This is a genomic window from Streptomyces sp. NBC_00252 (assembly GCF_036187565.1).
Lineage (GTDB): Bacteria > Actinomycetota > Actinomycetes > Streptomycetales > Streptomycetaceae > Streptomyces.
On record NZ_CP108087.1, the window covers coordinates 8512652 to 8535148 of the forward strand.

Sequence of the window (22497 nt, forward strand, 5' to 3'; positions counted from 1 at the left end):
AACGTCCTTGCCCGGCGCGGACGTTCAGCCGACGTGGACGCGCGGTCGCCGTTCCGGATCGGGTTCCGCGCGGCGCAGGACCTCGCGGGTGACCGGGGCGACCTCGCCGTCGCCGAAGATCAGGAAGCGGATCAGATGGCTGACCGGATTGCCCTCGGTCCAGGTGAAGTAGGCGTGCGGGACCTTGCCGGTGCGGTCGCGGAGGGAGAGGAGGACGGCGGCGATCGCGTTCGGGACCGTGGGGCCCGCGACCCGCAGCCGTCGTACGCCGTGCTTCTCCTCGCCGTGCACGGTGATGTCCGCCGAGAAGTCCGAGGAGTCGCGCAGCAGGACCTCCAGGAACAGCACCGGACCGCCGTCCGGGATGTGGGTCTCCTCGCGCTGGCTGTACTCCTTGGCGCGGTACTCCCGGCTGCTGTGCTCCTGCGGCTCGTTGGCGATCAGCCGCAGCGGCCCGTGCTCGGCCGCCTCGTCGATGAAGCAGGCCGCGGTGTCGTCGAACGTGACCTCGGCGGCGCGGAGTTCGAAGGCGCGGTGCACGCGCGAGCCGAACGACGTCACCAGGATCAGCACGATGAAGATGCCCGCGATCTTGATGCCGTCGGGCCGTTCGATGACGTTCGTGACCAGCGTGTACGCGAACACGGCGGTGATCAGGCCGAACCCGAGCGTGGCCCTGTGGTGGCCCCGCTTGTGCACGGTGACCGTGGACGCGAAGGCCGCGGAGAGCATCAGCACCAGCACACCGGTCGCGTACGCGCCGCTCTGCTCGTCGACGCTGGCGTGGAACCACAGGGTGATGACGATGGCCGCGACCATGAAGACCAGCACCAGCGGGCGGACCGCGCGGGTCCACTCAGGCGCCATGCCGTAGCGGGGCAGATAGCGCGGGACGAGGTTCAGCAGGCCGGCGAGCGCGGAGGCGCCGGCGAACCACAGGATCGCGATGGTCGAGACGTCGTAGAAGGTGCCGAAGACCTGGCCCAGATGCTCGTGCGCGAGATAGGCGAGCGCGCGGCCGTTCGCCGGGCCGCCCGTCTTGAACGCGCTCTGCGGGATGAGGATCGTCGTCGCCAGGCTGGACAGCAGCAGGAAGCCGGACATGATCACGGCGGCCGTGGTGAGCAGCTTGCGGGTCTCGCGGATGCGGCCGGTCGGCTTCTCCCAGGTGTCCGTGTCATCGCCCTTGACCTGCGGCATCACCGCCACTCCGGTCTCGAAGCCGGACATGCCGAGGGCGAGTTTCGGGAACACGAGCAGCGCGACCCCGACCATCGCGAGCGGCGAGGAGTGCGCGGCCGTCATCGCGTCCGTCCAGTCGCCGATCTTCACCGGATGGCTCAGCACCTCCCACGCGGACACCGCGAGGACGACCAGGTTGAGCGTGAGGTAGACGCCCACCAGGACCACGGCGATCCCGATGGCCTCCCGGAAGCCCTTGAGGAAGACCGCGCCCAGCGCCCCGACGAGCACCAGCGTGATCCAGGTGTTCTCGCCGTGCATCCAGCCCGGCGCGAACGGGTTCTCCACGACGTGCGCCGCCGCGTCCGCCGCCGACAGGGTGACCGTGATCATGAAGTCCGTCGCCGCGAAGCCCAGCAGCACCAGGACGAGGATCTTCCCCGACCACCACGGCAGCAGCCGCTCCAGCATGGCGATCGACCCCTCGCCGTGCGGACTCTCGTGCGCCACCCGCCGGTACACCGGCAGCGCGCCGAGCAGCGTCAGCCCGATCAGCACGACCGTCGCCAGCGGGGACAGCAGTCCGGCCGCGAGGGCGGCGATGCCCGGCTGGTAGCCGAGGGTGGAGAAGTAGTCGACGCCGGTCAGGCACATGACGCGCCACCAGCGGTGCCCCTGGTGCTCCGGGTTCGGCGTGGCGTGCGGGCCGGGGTGCCGGGCGCTCTGCTCGCTCAGCCCGTCCAGGAGCCAGGCCCGGCAGCGCTCCGCGGCGGACTCGGGATCCCCGGACCCCGTGCTCTCCGTGGGGTCCACCTGCGCGCCCGTCATGCTGAGTACTCCCTGTGATCGAACGGCCGTGCCCGGTGCCCGGGCGACGAGGAGCGAGTATCCACCACATCGTCACCCGCACCCGGACCGGGGGCGACCCCTGACCCTGCGCATAGGCTGGGCGGATGCAGGACGAGTACCGCACAGTGGCCCGCCCGGGCGTGCACGAGACCGAGGTCAACCGCTCCCGCTTCCTGTGCGCCCTCGCCCCCGCGGCCACCGAACAGGAGGCCCAGGACTTCATTGCCCGCATCCGCAAGGAACACACCGACGCCAGCCACAACTGCTTCGCCTACGTCATCGGAGCCGACGCCGCGATCCAGAAGGCGAGCGACGACGGCGAACCCGGCGGCACCGCGGGCGTCCCCATGCTCCAGATGCTGCTGCGCCGCGACATGCGGTACGTCGTCGCCGTCGTCACCCGCTACTACGGCGGCGTCAAGCTCGGCGCGGGCGGCCTCATCCGTGCCTACGGCGGCTCGGTCGGCGAGGCCCTCGACGCCCTCGGCACGCTCACCCGCCGCCGCTTCCGCCTCGCCACGCTGACCGTCGACCATCAGCGCGCCGGCAAGATCCAGAACGACCTGCACGCCACCGGCCGCGCGGTGCGGGACGTCCGCTACGGGGAGACCGTCACCATCGAGATCGGCCTGCCGGACGCCGAGGTGGACGCGTTCCGGGACTGGCTGGCCGACGCCACGGCGGGGACGGCGGAGCTGGAGCTGGGCGGGGAGGCGTACGGGGACGCGTGAGCGGCTCCCGGGCGGGTTCTGCCGGCACGGCCGAGTGCCCAAGGATGGGCTTGACGGGGTGTCAGGGAGCCCGGTTCAAATTCAGTCCGCGGCCCTGCGGCGGTGGGCACTGATCCGTTTATTTCCGCCCATAAAGGCTTAGATGAGTGGGAACTCCGAGGTCAATGGTGGGCCAGGGGCCGACAGGCGCTAGCGTGGTGGCCCGATGAGACTGCTGCACACCTCCGACTGGCACCTGGGCCGGGCCTTCCACCGCGTGAACATGCTCGGGGCCCAGGCCGACTTCGTGAGCCACCTCGTCGCCACCGTGCGCGAGCGTGGCGTTGACGCGGTGGTCGTGTCGGGAGACGTGTACGACCGGGCGGTGCCACCGCTCGCCGCGGTCGAGCTGTTCGACGACACCCTGCACAAGCTCGCCGACCTGGGCGTGCCCACGGTGATGATCTCCGGGAACCACGACTCGGCCCGCCGTCTCGGCGTCGGCGCCGGTCTGATCGACCGCGCGGGGATCCACCTCCGCACCGAGCCCTCTGCCTGCGGAACGCCCGTGATCATTCCGGACGCGTACGGCGACGTGGCCTTCTATGGTCTGCCGTATCTCGAACCCGCCCTGGTCAAGGCCGAGTTCGGGGTCGAGAAGGCCGGTCACGAGGCCGTGCTCGCCGCCGCCATGGACCGCGTCCGCGCCGACCTCGCCACCCGCGCCCCCGGCACCCGATCCGTCATCCTCGCGCACGCCTTCGTCACCGGCGGCGAGGCCAGCGACAGCGAGCGCGACATCACCGTCGGCGGGGTCGCCGCCGTACCGGCCGGGGTCTTCGACGGCGTCGACTACGCGGCGCTCGGGCATCTGCACGGCTCCCAGACCATCACCGGCCGCGTCCGCTACTCGGGCTCGCCCCTCCCATACTCCTTCTCCGAGGCCGACCACCGCAAGACCATGTGGCTGGTCGACCTCGACGCCGAGGGCACCGTCACCGCCGAACGCCTCGACTGCCCGGTACCGCGTGAACTGGCCCGCATCCGGGGCACGTTGGAGGACCTTCTCCACGATCCGGAGCTCGCCCGGCACGAGGACGCGTGGGTCGAGGCGACGCTCACCGACGCGGTGCGGCCGGCCGACCCCATGGCCCGCCTCGCCGAGCGCTTCCCGCACACGCTCAGCCTCGTCTTCGACCCCGAGCGGTCCCCGGACGACCCCGACGTGTCTTACGCCCGCCGTCTCGCGGGCCGCGACGACCGGGAGATCGCCGACGACTTCGTGGCCCATGTGCGCGGCGCCGGACCCGACGAGGACGAACAGACCGTGCTCCAGGAGGCGTTCGACGCGGTCCGCGCGGACTCCGTCGTACGGGAGGTGACGCCGTGAGCGTCGTTCGGTGGGGTGCGGCGGAGACGGGGCGAGGGACGGCCGCTCTACGGCGAGGCGCTGCGGACGTGCGGCGAGGCGAGGCTGACGTGCGGCGAGGCGCTGCGGACGTGCGGTGCGCTGTCGGCTTCGCGTGGCGAGCGGGAGAAGGGGGCGGTCGTCGATGAGGTTGCACCGGCTGGACATCACCGCCTTCGGGCCCTTCGGCGGCTTCCAGACCGTCGACTTCGACGAGCTGTCCTCCGCCGGGCTGTTCCTGCTGCACGGCCCGACCGGCGCCGGGAAGACCTCCGTCCTCGACGCCGTCTGCTACGCGCTCTACGGCTCGGTGCCCGGCGTCCGCCAGTCCGGCCAGGGGCTCGGCCTGCGCAGCGACCACGCCGAGGTCGGCACCCGCACCGAGGTACGGCTCGAACTCACCGTCGCCGGGCGGCGGTTGGAACTCACCCGGCAGCCGCCCTGGGCACGCCCCAAGAAGCGCGGCACCGGCAGCACCCTGGACAAGGCGCAGAGCTGGCTGCGCGAGTACGACGCGGGAGCCGCCGCCTGGAAGGACCTCAGCCGCTCCCACCAGGAGATCGGCGAGGAGATCACCCAGCTGCTCGGCATGAGCAGGGAACAGTTCTGCCAGGTCGTGCTGCTGCCCCAGGGCGAGTTCGCGCGCTTCCTGCGCTCCGACGCCGAGGCCCGCGGCAAGCTGCTCGGGCGGCTCTTCGACACCCACCGCTTCGCCGAGGTCGAGAAGCGGCTCGCGGAGCGGCGCCGGGCCACCGAGGCGCAAGTCCGCGAGGGCGACGCCGCGTTGCTGGCCGACGCGCACCGTATGCAGCAGGCCGCCGGTGACGCCATGGAGCTGCCGGACCTCGCCCCGGGCGAACCCGGCCTCGCCGACGCCGTGTTGGGTGCTGCGGCCGTCGCCCGCAGCACCGCACGTGAGCAACTGGACGTCGCGCAGGGCGGGTTGGCCGCGGCTGAGTCCGCCCAGGCCGCCGCCGACCGGACCCTGGCCGACGTCCGCGAACTCGCCCGTCTGCAACAGCGGTTCACGCAGGCGCGGGAGCGGGCCACGCTCATGGAGGAGCGGGCCGACGGCTACCGGCAGGCCCAGGCCCGGATGGAACGGGCCCGGAAGGCCGAGGCGGTGGCGCCCGCGCTGGAGCTGCGGGAGGCCGCCGACGCCGAGCACCGGAAGGCCGCCCGGGCCGAGGCGCGCGCGCTCGACCTGCTGCCGGACACCTTCGCGGGCGCCGGAGCCACCGGCCTCGCCGCCGCCGCACGCCGGGCCGCCGAGGAACTGGGCGGACTGGAATCGGCCCGCCGCGCCGAACAGCGCCTCACCGAACTCGGCGCGGAGCGAGACGAGTTGGAGCGCCAGGAACGCGCCGACGAGGACGTACGGCAGGAGGCCGAGGCCTGGCTCGCCGAGTGGGACACCACCCGCGCGGGACTTCAGGCACGGATCGAGTCGGCCCAGGAGGCCACCACCCGGGCCGAGCAGCTGGCCGTACGGCGCGAGCCCACCGAGCGGCGGCTCGGGGCGGCCCGGCAGCGGGACCAGTTCGCCGGAGACACGGAGGACGCGCACCGGCAGGTCCTCGCCTCGACCGAGCGCGCCCTGCAGGCCCGCACCCACTGGCTCGACCTCAAGGAACAGCGGCTCAACGGCATCGCCGCCGAACTCGCCGCCCACCTCACCGACGGCGCCCCCTGCGCCGTCTGCGGAGCCACCGAACACCCCGCCCCCGCCCGCAAGTCGGACGGACACGTCGACCGCGCCGCGGAGGAACAGGCTCTCGCCGCCCTCCAGCGCGCCGAGGAACAGCGCACCGAGGCCGAGCGCCGCCTCGGCGTCGTACGCGAAGCACTCGCCGCCGCCAGCGCCGAGGCCGGTGACACGCCGACCGATCAACTCGCCGACGAGGTCGAGGAGTTGGAGCGGCTCTACGAGCAGGCGCGCCGGGACGCCTCCTGGCTGCACCCCGCGACCGAGGAGCTGCGCCGGGCCGAGCAGGAGCACGAGCGGCGGACCCGGGTCCAGCAGCAGGCCGCCGTCCGGGCCGCCTCCCGGACAACCCTGCGCGACACCCTGGACCGCGAACGGGCCGCCCTGGAAGGGGAGTTGACCCAGTCCCGGGGTACCGCCGACAGCGTGGCAGCGCGCGCCGCCCAACTGGAGCGACAGGCCGCGCTGCTCACCGACGCGGCCGACGCCGTCCGTATCGCCGAGGACACCGCGCAGCGCCTCAAGGACGCCGACGCCCGGCTCGCCGACGCCGCCTTCCGCGCCGGGTTCGACACTCCGCAGGCAGCGGCGGACGCCCTGCTCGACGACGACGCCCACCGCGAACTCCAACGGCGCCTGGACGCCTGGCAGTCGGAGGAGGCCGCCGTACGGGCCGTGCTCGCGGAGGCCGACACGGCGGCGGCAGCGCAACTGCCCCCCGCCGAACTGGACCTGGCGGAGCGTGCCGCGACGGCCGCCGTGCAGCGGACCCGGGCCGCGGCCTCCGCGTGCGACGCGGCCGGCCGGCGCTGCGCCGAACTCGACCGGCTCTCCGCCCGCTCCGCCGCCGGGGCACGCCAACTCGCCCCGCTGCGCGAGGAGTACGACCGGGTGGCCCGCCTCGCCGCCCTCACCGCGGGCACCTCGGCCGACAACGAACGCCGGATGCGCCTGGAGTCGTACGTCCTCGCCGCTCGCCTGGAACAGGTGGCCGCCGCCGCGACCGTACGGCTGCAGCGCATGTCGTCCGGCCGCTACACCCTCGTCCACTCGGACGACCGGGCCGGGCGCGGCCGGAGCGGGCTCGGGCTGCATGTCGTCGACGCGTGGACCGGGCGGGAGCGGGACACGGCGACGCTGTCCGGCGGGGAGACGTTCTTCGCGTCGCTCGCTCTCGCGCTCGGGCTCGCGGACGTCGTCACCGACGAGGCCGGCGGGGTCCGGCTCGACACCCTCTTCATCGACGAGGGCTTCGGCAGCCTCGACGAGCAGACCCTGGACGAGGTCCTGGACGTCCTCGACTCCCTGCGCGAACGGGACCGCAGCGTCGGCATCGTCAGCCATGTCGCCGATCTGCGCCGCCGTATCCACGCGCAGCTGGAGGTCGTGAAGGGGCGCGACGGGTCGGCCGTACGGCAGCGGGGGCAGTGACGGGTGCGGGTCCGGCGCGGTCCTCGGGGTCAGTGGCCCAGGGGACGGCGGGGGAGCGGTGACGAGTAGACGACGCTCGTCGTGACCGATCCGAGGGCGCCGATCTTGCCGGAGACCTCCTCCAGGTGGCGCATCGAACGGGCCGCGACCTTGATCATGAAGCAGTCGTCGCCCGTGATGTGGTGCGCCTCCAGGATCTCCGGCGTCACCGCGACCAGGTCGTGGAAGGGCTTGTAGTTGCCGTTCGGGTAGCGCAGCCGCACGAACGCCAGGATCGGCAGGCCCAGGCGCTCCGGGTCCACGACCGCCGCGTACCCCTCGATCACCCCGGCCTCCTCCAGCCGCCGCACCCGCTCGGTCACCGCGCTCGCGGACATGGAGACGGCCCGGGCCAGCTCGGCGAAGCTGGCCCGGCCGTCCCGCTGGAGGACGTCGAGGATGCGCCAGTCGGTGGCGTCCGGGGAGTACGTGGATTGCACGGTCATCCCTGAGGAATAGCAGGGGAATCCCCGGCCGAACAAGAGGGACGGCGGGGATCGTCCCTTCAGCGGGGTGGCCGACGCCCGTAGATTTTCGGCCGTAGGGACACGTCGGTGGAAACGCCTCGGTGGAGGGACCGGGGCGGAGACACCGCGACGGAGACACCTCTCTGAAAGGCCGGACCATGAGCAGTGCCACGACCGTCAACCCCGTCCTGCGGGTCGCCCCCGCCCCGCCCGCCGAAGCGGCCGCCCACTTCCGCGCGAGCCTCGCCTTCCACGCCGACGTCTCCGACGTGGCCGCCGCGCTCGCCGTCGGTGGCGACCCCGGTTTCGTCGTCCTCGACTCGCGGTCCACCGCGTCCTGGGAGCAGGGGCACGTCCCCGGGGCGATTCATCTCCCCACCGCGCTCATCGCCGAGCAGGCCGAGGGTCTCCTCGACAAGTCCGTGCCGGTGGTGACGTATTGCTGGGGTCCGGGCTGCAACGGCGCCGCCCGGGCCGCCCTCGCGCTCGCCCAACTCGGGTACCAGGTCAAGGAGATGCTCGGCGGGTTCGAGTACTGGGTGCGTGAGGGCTTCGAGTTCGAGACGTGGGAAGGTCGTGAAAGGGGTGCGGTCGATGCGTTGACGGCGCCGGTGGACGCGGGTGACTGCGGCTGCTGAATTCCGGTCGACGCTCTCAACTCGGGCCGCTGGCAGGCGAGTTCGTGAGCCGGGCGGCCTCGCGTGAGTTCTCGGTCTGCGGACATGTGGGATCGCTGTGCGTGTAGGTTCTGCCCATGGCGCGATACGCGGAGCCGGGCACGGCGGTGCAGTGGGTGGAGTCGGGCGGCGGGCCGCTCATAGCGGTGCCGGAGACGGTGCTGCCGTTCTGGACGGGAGCCGACGGCGACGAACTCGCCTCGGACTACGACCGGGCGTGCGAGGTCGGCGAGTACGCCGGGCTGCTGCCCGTGGGGGACAGCGCGGCCCTGGTCCTGGGCGACGATCCCGCGTCGACCGCCTTCCTGCCGGAACACGGCACGTTCGTACGGTGGCGTGCGGCGAACTCCGAGGACGAGGTGCTGGCCGGCGTGCCCGCCGCGCTCGCCGGGGCGCTGTGGGAGCCCGAGGTGCGGTGGGACGTACCCGGCCCTGTCGTCCTCTTCGACTCGGCGTGGCCGGGGCGGGAGTCGGAGGGCACGGAGCATCTGAAGGTCGACCTGGAACCGGGGCGGTACGCGGTCCGCGCGGGGCAGGCGCAGCCCGGACCGGAGACGTGGCTCGGGCTCGTTCAGCTGCGGAAGCTTTCCGACTGACCTGGCGGCGTGCGGAGTTGCCGACGGCCGGGTCCTCAACTCCAGGACCCGGCCGCCGGTACGTCACACCTTGGGTCAGAGCTGGGACAACTCGTCCAGCAGGTCGTCCAGCCCCAGCGAACCCTGTGACAGCGCGGTCATGTGCCAGGCCTTCAGGTCGAAGGCGTCGCCGTGCCGCCGCCGTGCGTTCTCGCGGCCCAGCAGCCAGGCCCGCTCGCCGAGCTTGTAGCCGATGGCCTGGCCCGGGATCGTGAGGTAGCGGGTCAGTTCGCTCTCCACGAAGTCCGCCGGGCGGCTGCTGTGCGCGCCGAAGAACTCCTCGGCCAGTTCAGGCGTCCACCGCTCACCGGGGTGGAACGGGGAGTCCGCCGGGATCTCCAGCTCCAGGTGCATGCCGATGTCGACGATGACCCGGGCCGCTCGCATCATCTGCGCGTCGAGATAACCGATCCGCTGCTCGGCGTCCTCCAGGAAGCCCAGCTCGTCCATCAGCCGCTCCGCGTAGAGCGCCCAGCCCTCCGCGTTGGCGCTGACCTGGCCCACCGAGGCCTGGTAGCGGGACAGGTTCCCGGCGACGTGCGTCCACTGGGCGAGCTGGAGGTGATGGCCGGGGACGCCCTCGTGGTACCAGGTCGAGACGAGGTCGTAGACCGGGAAACGGGTCTGCCCCATCGTCGGCAGCCAGGTGCGGCCAGGACGCGAGAAGTCCTCCGACGGGGACGTGTAGTACGGCGCCGCCGCGCTTCCCGGAGGCGCGATGCAGGACTCCACCTTCCGTACCCGCTCGGCGAGTTCGAAGTGTGTGCCGTCCAGGTTCTCGATCGCCCTGTCCATCAGGTCCTGCAGCCACACGCGGACCTCTTCGACGCCCTCGATGTGCCGGCCGTGTTCGTCGAGGTGTGCGAGCGCCACCCACGGGGTCTCGGCGCCGGGCAGGATCTTCTCGGCCTCCTGCTTCATCTCGGCGAGCAGCCGGTGGTACTCGGACCAGCCGTACGCGTACGCCTCGTCGAGGTCGAGGTCCGTGCCGTTGAAGTAGCGCGACCAGCGCGCGTACCGCTCGCGGCCCACCGTGTTCGGGGCGCCTTCGATGGCCGGCGCGTACACGTCGCGCATCCAGTCGCGCAGCTCCACCAGGGCCGCGGTCGCCGTGCGGGCGGCCTCGTCCAGTTCGGGGCGGAGCGCCGCGGGGCCCGCCGAGGCGAAGTCCTCGAACCAGCCGCGGCCCTGGCCGTCCGTGTCCGACCACTCGGTGAGCTGGTCGATGAACGTGGCGGTCGGGCGCGGGCCCGCGAACAGCTTGCGGTCCAGGCCCAGTTGGAGGGACTCGCGGTACCCCGCGAGCGCGGTAGGCACCGCGCGCAGCCGCTCGGCGATCGCCGCCCAGTCCTCGTCGGTGTCCGCCGGCGTCAGCGTGAACACCTCGCGCACCGAGTGCGCGGGGGTGGACATGTTGCCGACCGCGCGCAGACTCTCCTCGGCGTCGTGCACCGCGAGTTCGGCGCTGAGCCGCTCGCGCAGCAGGCGCGCGCACCGGCGCTCGCTGTCACTGTCCGCGCCGGGTCGGCGCTCGGCCTCGTCGAGCTGCGCGAGGGTCGCCCGCTGAAGCTCCGCGAGTCGTTCCTGACCTGCGGGGGAGAGGTCGGCCAGGCGGCTCGAACTCTCCTTCACGCCGAGATACGTACCGGTGACCGGGTCGAGGGCGATGAGGGCGTCGACGTAGGCATCGGCGACCTGCCGGGGCAGCGGAGTGTTGGTCTGCGACATGGGGACCATCCTCATACGCGGAACTTGTCCCCGTCACCCCGATTCAGCTGTGGGCGTGGCAAGCGGCAGCAGGGGGCCGCAGTCCCACTGCTGGAAGATCAACCGGGTCTCCACCCGCGCCACCTCGCGTTGTGACGTGAACTCGTCGAGAACCAACCGCTGCAGGTCCGTCATGTCCGCGACGGCCACATGGACGACGTAGTCGTCGGGCCCGGTCAGATGGAACACCGTCCGCGACTCCGGCAGCGCCCGGATCCGCTCCACGAACGGCCCGACCAGCTCCCGCCGGTGCGGCCGCACCTGCACCGACAGCAGCGCCTCGAGGCCGCGCCCCAACTTCGCCGGATCGACGCGCAGTTGATGCCCGAGGATCACTCCGGCCCGGCGCAGCCGCGCCACCCGGTCGAGACACGTCGACGGCGCGACCCCGACCTCCGCCGCGAGCTCGCGATAGGTCGCCCGGGCGTCGTTCTGCAGCAACCGCAGGAGATGCAGGTCAACCGGATCCAGTACGACAGATTCTGTCATGGGCCGAACGCTACACGGATCATTGGCCACTGATCCCGTTGGTTGTTCACCCTTACGTCCATGGACGCAACGAACCCGCACCCCGCCCCGGCCCCCCGGGCCCTGGCCACCGAAGCCGTGCACGCCGGCCGCGACGACCTCGCCCGGCAGGGTCTGCACGCCGCGCCGATCGACCTGTCGACCACCTACCCGTCGTACGACAGCCGCGGTGAGGCCGCCCGCGTCGACGCCTTCGCCGCCACCGGCGCCGAACCGGACGGCCCGCCCGTCTACGGCCGCCTCGGCAACCCCACCGTCGCCCGCTTCGAGACCGCCCTCGCCCGCCTCGAAGGCACCGAGAGCGCGGTCGCGTTCGCCAGCGGCATGGCGGCCCTGACCGCGGTACTGCTGGCACGCGGCGCGATGGGCCTGCGCCATGTGGTGGCGGTACGGCCCCTCTACGGCAGCAGCGACCACCTGCTCACGGCCGGGCTGGTGGGCTCCGAGGTGACGTGGACCGACCCCGCCGGGATCGCCGACGCGCTGCGCCCGGACACCGGCCTGGTCGTCGTCGAGTCCCCGGCCAACCCGACCCTGGCCGAACTGGACCTGCGCGCCGTCGCCCACGCCTGCGGCTCGGTGCCCCTGCTCGCGGACAACACCTTCGCGACGCCGGTCCTGCAACGCCCCGCCGAACAGGGCGCACGTCTCGTCCTGCACAGTGCCACCAAGTACCTGGGCGGACACGGCGATGTGATGGCGGGCGTGGTGGCCTGCGACGAGGAGTTCGCCGGACGACTGCGCCAGGTGCGGTTCGCCACCGGCGGCGTACTGCATCCGCTGGCCGGTTATCTGCTGCTGCGCGGTCTCGCGACCCTGCCGGTCCGGGTACGGGCCGCGTCCGCGGCGGCCGCCGAACTCGCCCGCCGCCTCACCGCCGACCCGCGCGTGGCCCGCGTCCACTACCCGCGCATCGGCGGCGCGATGATCGCCTTCGAGGTCCACGGCGACCCCCACGAGGTCATCGCCGCCGTCCGCCTCATCACCCCCGCCGTCAGCCTCGGCAGCGTCGACACCCTGATCCAACACCCGGCCTCCATCAGCCACCGGGTGGTGACCGAGGAGGACAGAACGGGCTCGGGCGTGAGGAACAGCCTGCTGAGGCTGTCGGTGGGACTGGAGGACTTGGACGACCTGTGGGCGGATTTGGATGGGGCGCTGGCGCCCCTTCAAAGGGGCGCGGGGAACTGCGCGCTCAGCCGAAACGAACCGTCAGAGGCCGGCGCCACAGCTACGACGACGGCGCTCAGGCCTTCCTGAACTCCGTAACGTCGGCGACATCCTTGCCCTCACCCACGGCCGCCCCCAGCCGAGCCGTGACCACCAAGGTCCCCTCCTCGATCTGATAGTCCAGCGGCAGATCAAGCCCCCGCATCGCCGCGACCATCCCCGTGTTGGACGCCTGCGTCACGGCATACACGCTCTCGCACCCCGCCTCGACAGCCATCCCCACCAGCCGCCCCAGCAACTCGCTCCCGATACCCCGCCGTTGCCAGTCGTCCTCGACGAGCAGCGCGACCTCCGTCTCGTCCCCGTCCCACAGAAGGTGCCCGAGCCCGACGATCCGCCCCGACGCCGTCTGCACGGCGAGCGTCCGCCCGAAGCGCGGGGAGAGCAGGTGGTTGAGATAGCGGTCGGCGTCACCGACCGGCCCGTGGTACCGCATGCCGAGCGTGCGCGCCGAGCACCGCTCGTGCATCTCCCGGGCCGCGTCGAGGTCGCCGGTGTCCGCGCGCCGTACGGTGATCGCGTTGCCCTCGGGCAGTGTCAGTACGTCCTGGCTGCGGGGGATGCGCGGACCGAGCCGGGCGTCCAGCTCGACCAGCGCGCGTGCCCGGGCGAACTCGGTGGGTGTGAACGGCAGATACGCCCGCTCCACGGTGATCACTCCGCCTTCCGGCGCCCGCAGCCGCATGACGGTGTCCTCCAACGCCCCCTCCACCGGCACCGATTCCGGCTCGCGTGCCTTGCCAGCGGTGGTCGCGGGCAGCGAACGGATGGTGCAGCGGCCGAGCAACTGCCGTAGCGCCAGCGGGAGTTCCGCCGCGTCCAGGGCCGTGCGGGTAGCCAGGCCCAGGACGCGGGTCGGTGCGTCCACCAGGTCGTGGGCGTCGGCACGCTCGATCCACGTGCCGGAGCCGCCGGCCGACGACACCGCCCGGGTGATCTCGGACGCGGCGACCTCGCCCGGCGCCCGCAGCAGGAACTCGTCGACTGTGCCCTCGGCCAGCGGGTGTGTCTGCAGGCTCAGGATGTCGACCTGGTAACCCGCCAGCGCCGTGCACAACGCCGCCAGCGATCCCGGCGCGTCCTGCACCGTCGTCCGCATCCGCCACAGGGTCGGCGCCTCGGCGACGGGGTCGGGGGTCGCGGACGACTCCCCGGACCCGGACGTGGACCCGGCGGTGGACGCGGACCCGGAGGCGGACGTGGACTTCGGCTTCGACTCGGGTGATCCGGTCGGCCCGGTCCGCCGCGACTGTGCGGCCGGCCGGGCACCGGTATCGCCCGTCGGCGGGGCATGACCGTGGCGGCGTGACCACCACGTGTGGAACCCCGCCGTGGCGATCAGGGCCAGTGCGGACATCGCCAGCAGCATGGGACCGTCGGGCCCGTGCCCCACCAGATCCGCCACGACGTCCGCCACCGCGACCGCCGTGAACAGCGCGGCCAGCTCCACCAGGTCCCGCCGCCAGTGGTGCACCGGACGCCCGTGCTTCGCGCGCGTCACATCAGACATGTCTCGACTCATGCACCCACTGTGAAGGAACGGTGTTGCGTGATCACGAACGCTCTGTGACCGACCGGTAAAAGCGTGGTTCTGTACCTTTTGCTGTTCTTTTGGTGAGTGAGGTGCACCGGAGGTCAGCCCTGGTGCCCTACGTCATGCGGCCACCTCCGCCGCCAGCGTGCTGCGCAGCCGACGTGCCTGCGTGACCAGTCGGGACGAGCCGCTCCGGGCCGCCGTCTGCGCCAGATGGGGCAGTTCGCCCCGCGCCCCGGACCGCTCAGCGCACTCCGCGGCCACGGCGAGGAGGTCCCCGAGACCCCGTGTGTGAGCGGGCTTGGCGTCGGCGTCGAGGTCGGCGAGCAGCGCGGCCAGGGTGTGCCGGAGTATCCCCCAGATGGTGGCGTTCGCCCCGGTCGCGGCCCCGGTCCGCACCGAGTCGGCGAGCCGCGACGGCTTCACGGCCCCGCTCCGCACCAGCTCTCCGAGATCCTCGCCCAGCCGGTCCACGTCCAGCTGCCCACGCGCCGCGAGCACCAGCAACGCGTCCACGGCGGCCAGCCGGTCCTCGGGGTGGCGCGCCCCGAGTCCGTACGCCAGACACAGGTGCGTGGCCTGCCCCGCCAGCCCCTCGGACTCGGCCAGCAGCGGGAGCACGGCGGCCGTGCCCCGGGTGTCGTCCAGCGCGACGGCCGACACGTCCCGCACCAGCCGCGCCGCCACCAGTTCGCGGCGCTCGGGGAGTATCGCGAGCCAGTGCCGCTGCAAGTCCTGGTCCCAGTGGTAGCAGTACCAGTGGCCGCCGTAGGCCGTCACCGGCTTGCCCAGCGCGCGGAACTCCGCCGGGAAGTCCTCCTGCAGATCGAGGAGTTCACCCAGCTCCACCACGATGCGCAGCCCGGCCGTCCGGCGTCTGCTCAGGGGCAGGGTGGGGCTCTCGGACGTCAGCCAGCGTGCGAGCCGGGTGCCCTCCGGTGTGCCGAGCGCCTCCGCTCGCCCGGCGGCAGCCGTCGCCGCCGCCCGGTCCTCGCGGCGTACCCGCAGCAGCGCCTGCGCGAAGTCGGTGTCCGAGACCCGCGCGCCCAGGCGCCGGTACGTGTCCAGCCGGTCCACCAGCTCGTCCGGCTCCAGCAGCCCCGTGCTCCAGCTCGGCGTCGCCAGCAGCAACGGCAGCGGCTCCGCGCGGAGTCGGTACGCCACCTCCCACACCCGGGTGTCGAAGACCCGCGTCAGTGCGCTGTGCCCGCACTCGCGGCCCCGGTGCTCGTGGTGGGCGCCGTTGTGGAGCGTGACCGTGCGCACCCTGTCCAGAAGGGTGGCCAGCAGGAGGTCGAGAGCGTAGGCCGCGCTGCCGAAGGCGTGGTGCGACCTGCTGAAGTGGTCGTCCGGACGCTGGGGATACCCGGGGGCGTCATCGGCCCACCAGCGGCGCGCGACCACCGGGCCCAGCGCCTCCAGCAGGGCGTCCCGGTCCTGGTACGCGTGGCGGACGAGCCCGTCCAGCACGCGCTCGAACGCCGCGACGTCGCCCTCGGTCGCCAGCAACGCCCCCAGTTCCTCGGCGAGTTCGACCGCCGACCCGGGTGCCGGCGCGAGGCGGGCCGCCTCCGGTGCCGGCGGGAGCATCTCCTCGTGGACCAGCGAGGCCGCCGTCACCGGCGCCGCGCCCAGGGTCTCGACCGCGCGGGTGCGCAGGGCGGGGACCAACTGGTCTGCTGCTCCGGCGAGTTCGGCCCGTACGTCGGGGGAGTCGACCTTCTTGAGGTGGCGCTCGACCAGCTTCAGTGCGCGCTCCTGCACCTCCGCGTCCTCGTGGGCGAAGGCCTGCGCGAGGGCGGGCAGCACCTCCTCGGCCGCCGACGCGTCCCGCGCCAACGCCTTGCCCAGCAGCACGAGTTGGGCCCGGACGAGCTTCTTCTCGGGGCGGAACAGCACCGCGTCCGACATCTCCGCCAGCCGACGGGGTGTCAACTCGCCGTCCAGGGCGAGAGATCCGAGCACCGACTGGGCATGCGCCGCCACCATGGACACCGCGTCCGAGGCCAGCGCCTGCCAGTCGGCGATCCGCTCCCGCTCCTCCTCGCGGGTCAGGGCGAGGGCCTTCAACACGCGCAGGAACACCCGGTTGTCGAGGGTCGTGCCGCCCCGCAGCAGGCGGGCCACGCACGCGTCCACCGTGCGCTTCCGGTCCAGGACGCCTTCGGTGGTGAGCAGGGCGAGCGCGTCGACCCAGCCGTTCGGCCCGTCGGCCGACGTCCACTCCAGGGGGCTGCCGATGTCCTCCGTCTCGAAGACCGCGGCCACCAGCTCGGCGAGATGCGGGTCCTTGCGCAGCCGGTCGAGCAGGGTGTCCCCGCGCTGCCACAGATGCCCGGTGTGCTCGACCCAGCCGCGCACATAGGCGTCCGTCGTCGGCACCGGGCAACCGGAGAGCCGCACCAGACCGGCCATCAGCTCGTACGGCACGCTCGACGAGGCCGGGCGTCCGGCGAGCCGGTGCGTCACGTCGGCCAGCCAGGCGGTGTCGCGGTCGCCCAGGATGTGGAGGAGCAGCGCCGGGGAGGACTGCGACCAGCGCATGTCGGAGGCCGCGATCCAGGTCGCCGCGGCGGCGGCCCCGGTCTCGCAGGCGGCTCCGGCCGCGTGCAGAGCCGGGTAGGCGCGGCGGGACGGCTCCTCCCAGGGTGCCTTGCGCAGCTCCTTGCGGAGCGCCTTCAACTCAGGCAGAAACGCCCGCCGTTCGGCATCGGTCAGCCCGTCGAGCAGGCCCACCGCCTCGGCCGTCCGGCCCGCCCGCACCGCTTCCATCAGCGAACTCATCGCACACCCCCGTCGACCCGCACCATGTCCTGCGTCGTGTCCTGCTTCGTGTTCTGCTCTGCCGCGGCACCCCGCCGCACCATCCGCACCGCCAACGCGTGCTTGCACGGGCCGCGCCCGCCCCGGTACTTCGCCCACCACACGCAGCTGCAGCTCAGCACCCCCGCCTCGTCCCGCACCCGGTGCACATGGCCGTCCTCGGCGGTCACCGTCCCGAGGGCGCCCTCCAAGGTCACCGCCCCGGCGGCCACCAATGCGCGGGCCGAGCGCAGCCGCGGATTGTGGCGCTCCACGCGCTGTGCGTCGTAGGGCAGTTCACGGTGGAAGTAGGCCGCCTCCGCCGTGTCGTAGCCGACGCGTCCCGAGGTGCCCAGCCGGGTCAGTGCCGCGCGGACCCGCTCCGGTGTGAGGCCGGAGGACGCGGCCATGTCGGCGACGTCGATACGGGGCTCCCAGGCCAGCAGCACGGAGATCAACTCCGCGTCCTCGCCCGCCTCGTCGGCCGCGAGCGCGTCCAGGACCCCGCCCTCGCCGGAGAAGCCGCGTGACGCGTCGGGCGACAGCGTGAGGGTGAGCCGCATGCCGGGCAGAACGGCCTCCCAGGCGCCGGCCGTCGCCGAGGCGCCGATGACGGACGGGCCGTAGATCCGCAGGGCCGTCGCGTGGCGCAGGACGCGCTGGAGGGCGATCAGGCGCTCCGGGCCGGGGAGGCAGACCGCGCCCGGCACGGGGCGGGTGGTCGGGCGCAGGCCGCGGCCGGCCGGGACGACCCAGCGCGGGCCGCTCGTGGTGCCGCGCGCCCCGCTCTTCGGGAGCGAGCGCAGGAAGCGGACCGCCTCGGCCGCGGGCAGTTCGGCGCGCAGGTCGAAGCCGGCCGCTATCACTTGGGCCTCCGCGAAGCCGCGCAGCCAGCGGTCCGGGAGCGGCACCTTCTTCTCCACGACCGGTCCGTCCAGCGTGGTGACCGCCAACTCCTCGGGGCCGACCCGGAGATGGAGCGGATCGTCCGTGCCGATCCGGGAGAGGGCCTCGCGCAGGGGGTTGTTGACGTCGACGTTCGTGGTGCCGTGTCCCACCTCGTCGCCGTCGAGTCCGGGGGCGAGGACGTCCAGTCGCGCGTACACCCCGCCGCAGCCCGAGAAGGACTCGAAGCGCAGCCGGTCGCCGCCCGCCGTGACCACCGGGTCCAAGGAGGCGGCCAGTTGGCGCTGGTAGTACCGCGTGGCCGCCACGTCGGCCACCGCCAGCAGCGCCGCCGACGCCACCTGAGGAGACGTCAGGAAGCCAGCGAAGAACCGGGGATGGTCGGTGACACCCGAGGGAGTGGCCCCGCGTGAGGTCTCCAGCCCGAGGCGCCGGCCGTCCGCCGCGGACTCCAGCACGGAGGGTCGGCGATAGGTCACGTCCTGCAAAGATCGCGTCATGGAAAAACCGTAGAGGCCGGCACTGACAATCGGCCTGACCTGCGGAAACGCGGTCTGCGGGCGGGGAGTCGGCACGCTGCGCACCGCGCCGCGCACCGGGGGATGACGCCGGTGCGCGGCTCAGGTAAGAGGGTAGTGGAGTTACTGGCCGACCCGTCCCGGCTGAAGGGTCTTGGTGAACAGCACGGTGCCGTCCTGCTCCCGCAGACGGACCGTCAACTCTCCGCTGTGGCCGTCGATGTCGACCTCGCCGAAGAACTGGTAGCCCTCGGCCGGCGACACGTTCTGCGCGGTCGGCGCCTTCACGAACACCCGCTCGGGGCCGAAGGTGTTGTCGAGCTCGCTGGCCGGGAAGGCGCCCGCGTTCAGCGGACCCGAGACGAACTCCCAGAACGGCTCGAAGTCGGTGAACGCGGCCCGCGAGGGCTGGTAGTGCTGGGCGGACGTGTGGTGCACGTCGGCCGTCAGCCAGACGGTGCCGGTGATCCGCCGGTGCTTGATGTACCGCAGCAGCTCCGCGATCTGCAGCTCACGCCCGAGCGGCGCGCCCGGGTCGCCCTGCGCGACGGCCTCGATGTTCGGCTTGCCCTCCGTGGCGTCGGGCACGACCAGGCCGAGCGGCATGTCGGCGGCGATCACCTTCCACACGGCACGCGAGCGCGACAACTCCCGCTTGAGCCACTCCAGTTGCTCCCGGCCGAGGATGCCCTGCGGGTCCACGGTCTGCTTGTCGGGCGAGTTGGCGTTGCGGTAGGTCCGCATGTCCAGGACGAACACGTCGAGCAGCGGGCCGTGCCGCATCACACGCTGGACGCGGCCCTCCCTGGCGCCCGGCCGCAGTGTCGAGATCGGGAAGTACTCGCTGAACGCACGCCGGGCGCGGACCGCCATGACGTCGACGCTCTTCTCCGTGTAGCGGGTGTCGGAGGCGGCGATCACCTCGCCCGGGTACCAGTTGTTGCGCACCTCGTGGTCGTCCCACTGGATGATCGAGGGGACCTGGGCGTTGAACCGCCTGAGGTTCTCGTCGAGCAGGTTGTAGCGGAAGTTGCCGCGGAACTCGGCCAGGGTCTCGGCGACCTTGGACTTCTCCTCCGTGGTGACGTTCCGGTACAGGCTGCCGTCGGGCAGTGCCTGGGTCGCCGTGATGGGACCGTCGGCGTAGATGTTGTCGCCGCTGCACAGGAAGAAGTCCGGGTCGAGCCTGCCCATGGCGTCGTAGATCCGGTAGCCGCCGAGGTCCGGGTTGATGCCCCAGCCCTGGCCCGCGAGGTCGCCCGACCACAGGAAGCGCACGTCGCGCCGCCCGGCCGGCACCGTGCGGAACGTGCCGGTCACCGGCTCGCCCGTACGGCGCGGGTCGTCGGGGTCGGCGAGCAGGACCCGGTAGTGGACCTGCCGCCCCGAGGGCAGCCCGCGCAGCCGGGTGGTGCCGGTGAAGTCCGTGTCCGCGCCGAGCAGCGGACCGTGCCACCGGTGCGGGTTGCGGAACGACTCGGTCGCCGAGGTCTCCACGATCATCCGCGCGGGGCGGTCCGAACGCACCCACACCAGGCCGGAGTCGGAGGTCACGTCCCCGGCCTGCACACCCCAGCCCGCCTTGGGGCGCCCGGACAGCGCGAGGGCGGGCGCCGCGCCGAGGGTGACGGGCACGGTCAGGGCCGCCGACGCGGCCAGGGTGCCGCGCAGGACGCTGCGGCGGGCGGGGAACGGACGATGCGACATGGGGTTGCGCCTCCACGGACGGGATGCGGTCAGGGTGCACTGCCACAACTACTGGTGCGCCACAGCGCACACGGAAACCACGGGTGAACAACGGAACGCCACGACATGGGGGCCCACGCGCGGCGACGTCGGAAGCCCTAGGGACGCACAGCGTCGGCCATCAGACGTATGCCGGCGCGAATCCGTCCGGGGGACAGATGCGCGTACCCCAGGACCAGCCGTACGACCGCGTCGTCCACGCGCGCGTGGCTGTAGTCCGTGAGCGGGCGTACCGCGACCCCCGCCCGGGTGGCGCGTTCCAGGAAGTCCTCCTGGGGGCCGTACTTCGCCGGCAGTTCCGCGATGACGTGCAGGCCCGCCGCGATCCCGGTCACCCTTGCACCCGGGAAGTGCTCCTCCAGGGCGACGACCAGGGTGTCTCGCCGCTGCCGGTAGGCGCGCTGGCAGCGGCGCAACTGGCGGTCGTAGTCGCCGCGTTCCAGGAAGCGGGCGAAGAGTGCCTGGTCGAGGGTCGGGTGGCCGAGGTCCATGGTGCGCTTGCGTTCGACGACCTCGTCGGTCACCGACTCGGGCACCAGCAGCCAGCCGAGCCGCAGCCCCGGAGCCAGGGATTTGCTGACCGAGCCCGTGTAGGCGACGTGCTCCGGGTCGAGGCCCTGGAGCGCGCCCACCGGGGCGCGGTCGTAGCGGAAGTCGCCGTCGTAGTCGTCCTCGAAGAGGAGACCGTCCACCGACCTTGCCCAGTCGAGGAGTTGGGCGCGCCGCTCGGCGGAGTAGGCGATGCCCGTGGGGAACTGATGGGCGGGTGTCGTCACCACGGCCCGTACGCCCGACGCCCGCAGAGGCCCGATCGCCAGGCCCTCCGCGTCCAGGGGCAGCGGTACGGTGCCGACGCCCGCCGCGGCGTACAGGGTGTCGTGCTGGGGGCTGCCCGGGTCCTCGACGCCGACGGTGCGCGTCCCGCGCGCGTGGAGCACGAAGCCGAGCAGTGCCATCGCCTGCGCCACTCCGGAGACCACGATCAGCCGTTCCGGGTCGGCGACCACACCCCGGCGGCGTGCCAGGAGTTCCGCGAGCGCCGTGCGCAGCCGGGGCAGCCCGCGCGGATCGGGATAGCCCAGCACCTCGTGCGGCAGCTCCGCCAGCACACCGCGCTGCGCCGCCGCCCAGGCCGCACGAGGGAACAGCGACAGGTCGGGCGTGCCGGGCACGAAGTCGGCCCGGGCGCCCGGGGAACGCGGCGCGAGGTCACGCGCGCGTGGCCGCGCCGCCCGTACGGCACCACCCACCCAGGTGCCCGCACCTCGGCCGCTGCGAAGATACCCCTCCGCCGTCAACTGCTCGTACGCCTCCGTGACCAGGCCCCGGGACACCCCGAGGTCGGCCGCCAGGTCGCGGCTCGACGGCAGCCGCGTGTCCGGCGCCAGCCGCCCCGACCGCACCGCCTCCCGCAGCGCCGCCTGAAGCGAGCGCCCACGCGCGCGTGCCGGCGCCGCGACGGCGGGCAGCAGCAACTCCCAGGCGGCGGAACCCGCCAGACCTCCCGGACCGGCCGGTCCTTCCGGATCAGTCCGCCCTTCCGGATCAATCCGTCCCTCCGGATCAATCCGTCCCTCCGGATCGGCCCGCTCCTCCGGATTGGTCCGCGATGACGTCATGGAAGTGGACCTTAAACCGGACCGCCGTGCTCCCTAGCGTCGCTGCCATGAACGCCACCACCGTCCGCGGCGCCCCGCTCGCCGCCTTCGCCTGCGTCCTCGTCGGCGCGTCCTTCACCGCGAACAGCGTCCTGGGCGACTACCCGTACGCGGGCGGCCAGTTCCTGCGCTACGGCCTCGCCTGCCTGCTGCTCGTCCCGTTCACCGGCAGGGACGCGAGGGCCCGGCTGCGGGCGCTCACGGCACGCCAATGGGCCCGTCTCGCCCTGCTCGCGGCCGTCGGCATGGTCGGCTTCAACCTGGCCGTCATCGCCGCCGAACGCAGCGCCGAACCCGCCGTCCCCGGCGTCTTCGTGGGCTGCGCCCCCGTGGCGGTCGCGATCATCGTCCCCCTCCTGGAGGGACGCCGTCCGCGCCGGATCGTGCTCTACGGGGCGTCACTCGTCGCCGTCGGCGCGTTCACGGTCCAGGGGTGGGGTCGTACGGACGGCGCCGGAATCGCCTTCTCCGGGTGCGCGCTCGCGGGCGAGGTGGGTTTCGCGGTGCTCGCGGTGCCTGTACTGCGGCCCCTGGGACCGCGGTTGCTGTCGGCCACCGTGTGCGGTGTCGCCGCGGTCGAGGCGGCGGCGGTCGGGCTCGTCGTCGACGGGACCGGCTGGCTGCGGCGCCCCGACGGCACCGAGGCCGCCGCGCTGCTGTGGCAGGCGGCGGTCGTCACGGTCGTCGGCTTCGTGTGCTGGTACA

The 22497-nt window shown here is 72.9% G+C and carries 15 protein-coding genes and 1 pseudogene; 7 read left to right on the top strand and 9 right to left on the bottom strand.

Annotated elements, in window-relative coordinates; all coding sequences use genetic code 11:
- Positions 1 to 24: 24 nt before the first annotated feature.
- Positions 25 to 2010, bottom strand: coding sequence for an amino acid transporter (locus OHT77_RS37750; RefSeq protein ID WP_328832843.1), 1986 nt, complete (start codon positions 2008 to 2010; stop codon positions 25 to 27).
- A 125-nt stretch (positions 2011 to 2135) separates the two neighbouring features.
- Here OHT77_RS37750 and OHT77_RS37755 point away from each other — a divergent pair, with 125 nt between their 5' ends.
- The 3 genes from OHT77_RS37755 to OHT77_RS37765 all read left to right on the top strand — a co-directional run bounded on the left by OHT77_RS37755 (position 2136) and on the right by OHT77_RS37765 (position 7285).
- Entirely contained in the window at positions 2136 to 2762 is a 627-nt protein-coding gene (locus OHT77_RS37755; RefSeq protein ID WP_328832844.1) for a YigZ family protein, read from the top strand.
- Positions 2763 to 2967: 205 nt separating this feature from the next.
- Positions 2968 to 4131 (top strand): exonuclease SbcCD subunit D, encoded by a 1164-nt coding sequence (locus OHT77_RS37760; RefSeq protein WP_328832845.1) that lies wholly within the window; start codon positions 2968 to 2970, stop codon positions 4129 to 4131.
- Between the two features lie 163 nt (positions 4132 to 4294).
- Entirely contained in the window at positions 4295 to 7285 is a 2991-nt protein-coding gene (locus OHT77_RS37765; RefSeq protein WP_328832846.1) for an SMC family ATPase, read from the top strand.
- A gap of 29 nt (positions 7286 to 7314) precedes the next feature.
- Here OHT77_RS37765 and OHT77_RS37770 read toward each other — a convergent pair whose 3' ends face one another.
- Positions 7315 to 7770: an Lrp/AsnC family transcriptional regulator gene (locus tag OHT77_RS37770; RefSeq protein ID WP_266766726.1), complete on the bottom strand. Its 456-nt coding sequence runs from the start codon at positions 7768 to 7770 to the stop codon at positions 7315 to 7317.
- 179 nt (positions 7771 to 7949) lie between these two features.
- On the opposite strand from OHT77_RS37770, the gene OHT77_RS37775 reads away from it, so the two are divergent.
- Positions 7950 to 8429 carry a rhodanese-like domain-containing protein gene (locus tag OHT77_RS37775; protein WP_328832847.1) on the top strand — a complete coding sequence of 160 codons (480 nt, stop codon included), beginning with the start codon at positions 7950 to 7952 and terminating at the stop codon, positions 8427 to 8429.
- Positions 8430 to 8545: 116 nt separating this feature from the next.
- Positions 8546 to 9064, top strand: a complete 519-nt coding sequence (locus OHT77_RS37780) for an immunity 21 family protein (protein ID WP_328832848.1) — start codon at positions 8546 to 8548, stop codon at positions 9062 to 9064.
- 75 nt (positions 9065 to 9139) lie between these two features.
- Here OHT77_RS37780 and OHT77_RS37785 read toward each other — a convergent pair whose 3' ends face one another.
- Both OHT77_RS37785 and OHT77_RS37790 read right to left on the bottom strand, forming a co-directional pair.
- Entirely contained in the window at positions 9140 to 10831 is a 1692-nt protein-coding gene (locus tag OHT77_RS37785; protein ID WP_328832849.1) for a DUF885 domain-containing protein, read from the bottom strand.
- A gap of 33 nt (positions 10832 to 10864) precedes the next feature.
- On the bottom strand, positions 10865 to 11359 hold the full coding sequence (locus tag OHT77_RS37790; RefSeq protein ID WP_266766722.1) for an Lrp/AsnC family transcriptional regulator: 495 nt from the start codon (positions 11357 to 11359) through the stop codon (positions 10865 to 10867).
- A 60-nt stretch (positions 11360 to 11419) separates the two neighbouring features.
- Between OHT77_RS37790 and OHT77_RS37795 the strand changes: the two genes are divergently transcribed.
- Complete coding sequence (locus tag OHT77_RS37795; RefSeq protein ID WP_328832850.1) at positions 11420 to 12658, top strand: trans-sulfuration enzyme family protein; 1239 nt, start codon at positions 11420 to 11422, stop codon at positions 12656 to 12658.
- Here the strand turns inward: OHT77_RS37795 and OHT77_RS37800 are convergent.
- From OHT77_RS37800 to pdxR, 5 genes are all read right to left on the bottom strand, one after another.
- Positions 12645 to 14138, bottom strand: coding sequence for a GNAT family N-acetyltransferase (locus OHT77_RS37800; protein ID WP_328832851.1), 1494 nt, complete (start codon positions 14136 to 14138; stop codon positions 12645 to 12647). The genes OHT77_RS37795 and OHT77_RS37800 overlap by 14 nt on opposite strands.
- 144 nt (positions 14139 to 14282) lie before the next feature.
- A complete protein-coding gene (locus OHT77_RS37805) occupies positions 14283 to 16946 on the bottom strand; it encodes a DUF7824 domain-containing protein (RefSeq protein ID WP_328832852.1) in 2664 nt (887 codons plus the stop codon).
- A complete protein-coding gene (locus OHT77_RS37810; RefSeq protein ID WP_328832853.1) occupies positions 16943 to 18370 on the bottom strand; it encodes an SWIM zinc finger domain-containing protein in 1428 nt (475 codons plus the stop codon). Before OHT77_RS37810 ends, OHT77_RS37805 begins: the two co-directional genes overlap by 4 nt.
- 141 nt (positions 18371 to 18511) lie before the next feature.
- Positions 18512 to 20095, bottom strand: a complete 1584-nt coding sequence (locus OHT77_RS37815) for an alkaline phosphatase D family protein (RefSeq protein WP_328832854.1) — start codon at positions 20093 to 20095, stop codon at positions 18512 to 18514.
- Positions 20096 to 20232: 137 nt separating this feature from the next.
- A complete protein-coding gene (gene pdxR / locus OHT77_RS37820; protein ID WP_328832855.1) occupies positions 20233 to 21753 on the bottom strand; it encodes a MocR-like pyridoxine biosynthesis transcription factor PdxR in 1521 nt (506 codons plus the stop codon).
- 47 nt (positions 21754 to 21800) lie between these two features.
- On the opposite strand from pdxR, the pseudogene OHT77_RS45100 reads away from it, so the two are divergent.
- Positions 21801 to 22205: pseudogene (locus OHT77_RS45100) on the top strand (EamA family transporter); the annotation flags it as partial.
- Positions 22206 to 22497: the final 292 nt, after the last annotated feature.